The organism is Xenorhabdus sp. IM139775 (assembly GCF_028598745.1).
Classification (GTDB): Bacteria; Pseudomonadota; Gammaproteobacteria; order Enterobacterales; family Enterobacteriaceae; genus Xenorhabdus.
The window spans coordinates 1-3952 of sequence record NZ_JAQRFK010000130.1 but is presented as its reverse complement, the minus strand read 5'-3'; the positions used below and the strand labels follow the sequence as shown (position 1 = coordinate 3952).

4 protein-coding genes and 1 pseudogene are annotated in these 3952 nt (G+C 41.0%); all 5 read left to right on the top strand.

Features of this window, described 5'->3' with window-relative positions; all coding sequences use genetic code 11:
- Positions 1 to 437: 437 nt before the first annotated feature.
- A pseudogene (locus tag PSI17_RS17350) lies at positions 438 to 896 on the top strand (Hcp family type VI secretion system effector); the annotation flags it as partial.
- Between the two features lie 281 nt (positions 897 to 1177).
- The gene (locus PSI17_RS16070; RefSeq protein WP_273552924.1) at positions 1178 to 2017 is read left to right on the top strand and encodes a DUF6402 family protein; all 840 of its coding nucleotides are present in this window, start codon (positions 1178 to 1180) and stop codon (positions 2015 to 2017) included.
- Entirely contained in the window at positions 2014 to 2460 is a 447-nt protein-coding gene (locus PSI17_RS16065; RefSeq protein ID WP_273552923.1) for a DUF6201 family protein, read from the top strand. The genes PSI17_RS16070 and PSI17_RS16065 overlap by 4 nt, the downstream gene beginning before the upstream one ends.
- 131 nt (positions 2461 to 2591) lie before the next feature.
- Positions 2592 to 3740 carry a phage major capsid protein gene (locus PSI17_RS16060; RefSeq protein WP_273552922.1) on the top strand — a complete coding sequence of 383 codons (1149 nt, stop codon included), beginning with the start codon at positions 2592 to 2594 and terminating at the stop codon, positions 3738 to 3740.
- Between the two features lie 43 nt (positions 3741 to 3783).
- Positions 3784 to 3952 (top strand): HK97 family phage prohead protease (locus PSI17_RS16055; protein ID WP_273552926.1); only part of this gene is annotated, 169 nt, incomplete at its 3' end.

Genomic DNA, 3952 nt, shown 5'->3' with positions numbered 1-3952 from the left:
AGATGTATAGTTATTTTTTAACTATACATCAACTGTACATTCTCTTCATTAGGGTAAAAAATGGGTGAACAGATGATACAGTCAGTGAATATCATATTAATTGTATCAAACCCTGATGTAGCAAGGCTTTCAGGGGATTGTGCAGAGGGTGCATAACTGAGAGGGTGAAAAAGATTTTTAGGGGGTATCTTCTGGCAGGCAAATAAAAGCCGGATGAATCTAAGAAGATAAATTTAGTGCATCAATTTGTTTTTTTATTAGGGTGCTATCTGAAATTTAAATCAGGTAATTATCTGATTTTATTTAAGAAGAGAGGTTAATCACAATTTTGCTGGTGATCTTTTATTCATGCTGGAATAGATAAGAATTGCTGTTATATCCTGTTTAATTGATGCTGTAATGAGCATCCATTGAAAATCAGATTACAGGAGACAGGAATGTCATATCTTATTTACTTGTCGTTAAAGGGCAAGAAACAAGGCTTAATCTCGGCGGACTGTTCAACCCCCGAATCTATCGGCAACCGCTATCAGGCCGGGCGGGAAGATGAAATACAGGTATTACACCTCAGTCACATGATGACACGCGATCAGAACGTCAATCATCTTCCGGTCAGCTTTACCAAACCCATTGATAAATCCTCCCCGTTGTTGGGGTTAGCAATAGACAAGAACGAGTTGCTGGATGCCCTTTTTAAGTGTTACCGCATCAATCAGGCCGGACAGCTCGAATTCTTTTATGAAATTAAATTGACCGGTGCAACCATTGTTGATTTTTCCTGCCACTATCCGCATTCGATAGATGACAATGACCAGATCCCGTATGAAACAGTGCAGCTTGATTATAAGTCGATATCATTCACGCACCGCGCAGCAGGGACAACGGGTTACGCGATATCGCAATTGCAGGGACGTGAAGAAGAAAGGCCCCTGCTTTCGGGGTTTTCGTCTATTCTGCCTTTAGCAGAAACTGTTGCAGCTTTGTTTAGCCATCAGTTCAAGCTAAAAAATCAGCATAATGGTGATAACTGCCAACATTTCGCGTATGGAGTACAGACAAATAAAAGGCTGGTAGAGGGTATATGTCAAACATCGGGTGTGACAAAGCAATTTGATACCAAGCAAGAAGAAAACCTCGACGTAGAATATATATTTCAAACTAAAATAGGGATTTAATTATGGCAATTTATTCAACTAAAACGGTTAAAGGTGGCAAGGTCACGGAAATAGAAGTCGATGTTTTTATGTTAAATGAAATTCCTAACTCAATGGAAAAAATGGGTTGGGAAATGGCACCTAAAATCATGCGCTACTGGTTTGAAAGACCTAAAATTGAGTTTACCCAAGAAGAAAAAATCAGGTATATAAAAGGAATAGATTCCATAGATATACCAAAAGACAGAGTCAATGATTCTATTGTAAAAATGGAATGGGCTATGAATTTTAAGCAAGTAAAAGAGGCTGCTGAGGAACTTGTACAGAAATGGGCATCACCTAATGGAATAAAATTATTGAAAAAAAGACTTGGCGGAAGCTCAAATAAAATAGGGTATTCTGATTCAGTAATTGAATTAGATACATATGCACAAGTAAACTATAAAGAAATTGGTTCTTTGACGGATACTATAGATGATTATTTTGGAGCCATAGGGAAAGCAACATTAAAATTAGCAGTGAGAGGGCATGTAGATAAAATAGAAACAAAAAATGTGTTTATTATAGAGAAATTGGGTGTTTACTTAAAAGATAGCTATGATTTTGTTAACCCTGATGAATTTCTTGGTGTCTGGAGTAGGGAAGAAGTTTTAAGTAAAGTTAAAACAGTTGTATACATGGGTTTTTATAAAGATAATATGTGGAGGGAATTGGCGACAGGAGAATATTCAAAATACGTCCCTGTATATAATAAAGACTTTAGAGAATGGCAAAATAAACACAATAAAGGAGGTGATTTTATTGTGTTTTCAGATGTTTTATGGATTCCTCCTTTGCCAAAAGATAGAGTGATTTATTTATGATGGTAAAAAAAACGGCAAAGTATATTTTATATTTTATGCTGCTCATGATTTTTTTATGGTGGTTTTTTTTATCACATGTTACCTTTTTGAAGGAAGGTGACACGCTGAACGAAATTAACTCTGGTAAAAGTGAATATTATGCAAAATATTACAATCCTAAACCTATTAATTTATTTGGTATGTATTTAACCATAATGGAGCAAGAACCTATTTTTGTGGTTCTATATGACAAACATAGTAAATATATAGGTCAAACATCACCTTTTAAGATGATGAATATTTATTCATTTTTTGAAGGGAATCCTACATTACCAGAAAAAGATCCCCAAGATATATTGGACACACATTTTTATATTGTAGTAGTTGGGGATTTTGAAAGTGCTTATGACATCGACATAAACCACAAAAAATGGTGGAGCAAAATACTGCAATATTTCCATTAATTAAATGAAAACTTTTGTAAATATTCTGTCCTCATGTTTTCGCAAGTTTAGCCTCTGAATGTCAGGGGCTTTTTTATTATTTATCATGATGTTAAATGGTGGGTTATTATAATCATAGCCACTAAAACACCATGAAAAAACTCCTCGAATTACGCCAGCAAAAGGCAGCATTCACCGAACAAATGCGCACCCTGCTCACCAAAGCCGAAACTGAAAAACGCTCCCTGACCGAAGAGGAAGCCAAACAGTTCGACGAACTGCGCAGCCAGTCCGATGCCCTGAATGCCGAAATTGCCCGTTATGAGGCGCTGTCTGATGAAGAGCGCAGTCAGGCAAAAGCCCAGCCAACCAGCGAAAAACTCAGTAATGACGAACTGCGCCACTATATCGTGACCGGAGAAACCCGCACCTTGTCTACGGGCGTGCCGTCCGAGGGTGGCTATACCGTTATTCCCGAACTGAACAAACAAATCATGCAGCAATTGGCTGATGAGTCGGTCATGCGCCGGATCTGTACCCTCAAGACCACACGCAGCAACGAATATAAGCAGTTGGTTTCTGTCGGTGGGGCAGCGGTAGCCCACGGGGAAGAGGGTAAGTCACGCGGTGAGACAACCACGCCGAAGATGGAAGAAGTCAGCATTAAGCTATTCCCCATCTATGCCTATCCGAAGACAACCCAAGAGATTATCGACTTTAGCGACGTGGATATCTTAGGCTGGCTGACCTCTGAGATTGCAGGCACCTTCGTCGATATCGAAGAAACGGATCTGGTGAGCGGTGACGGCAGCAAAAAGGCGAAAGGCTTCCTGTCTTATCCCCGTGATACCCAAGCCGACAAAGCACGCGCATTTGGTACCCTGCAAAAGCTGGAAGTTGCCAGTCTTGAGGCCGACAGCCTGATTGACCTTAAGTTTTTGCTTAAGCACAAGTACCGCAAGAATGCCGTCTGGGTGATGAACTCCACGACCGCCGCCAAGGTACAGAAGCTAAAAAACGGCAATGGTGATTATATCTGGCGGGAACGTTTGCAAACCGGTGATCCGGATATGCTGCTGGGCTTGCCTGTCCACTATCTTGAATTTATGCCGGATAACGTTATCGGTCTGGGTGACTTCAAGCGCGGTTACTTCATTGTTGACCATGAAACAGGCACCCGCACCCGTCCCGACAATATTACCGAACCGGGATTTTATAAGGTACATACCGATAAGTATCTGGGTGGTGGGCTGGTGGACTCCAACGCGATCAAGGTGCTGGAACTGAAAGCCGGCAAATAAGCAAGAGGGGCACAACGCCCCTTTTCAGTCTTGGAGTCCATAGATGAATAACGATTTTGAAATCCGCACCGCTTCCTTGTCAGCGTCAGATAAAAAGCTGGTCGGCTACGCGATCCGGTGGAACAGCCGATCCCATATGTTGTGGGATGAGTTTGTCGAACAGTTCGCCCCGAATGCCTTTCGTGCCAGTCTAACGGCGGGTACTGATGTCA

What these genes read in the sequence shown, in the direction of transcription:
- PSI17_RS16070 (WP_273552924.1), top strand. Translation starts at nt 1,178, where the DNA reads ATGGCAATTTATTCAACTAAAACGGTTAAAGGTGGCAAGGTCACGGAA.
- PSI17_RS16065 (WP_273552923.1), top strand. Translation starts at nt 2,014, where the DNA reads ATGATGGTAAAAAAAACGGCAAAGTATATTTTATATTTTATGCTGCTC.
- PSI17_RS16060 (WP_273552922.1), top strand. Translation starts at nt 2,592, where the DNA reads ATGAAAAAACTCCTCGAATTACGCCAGCAAAAGGCAGCATTCACCGAA.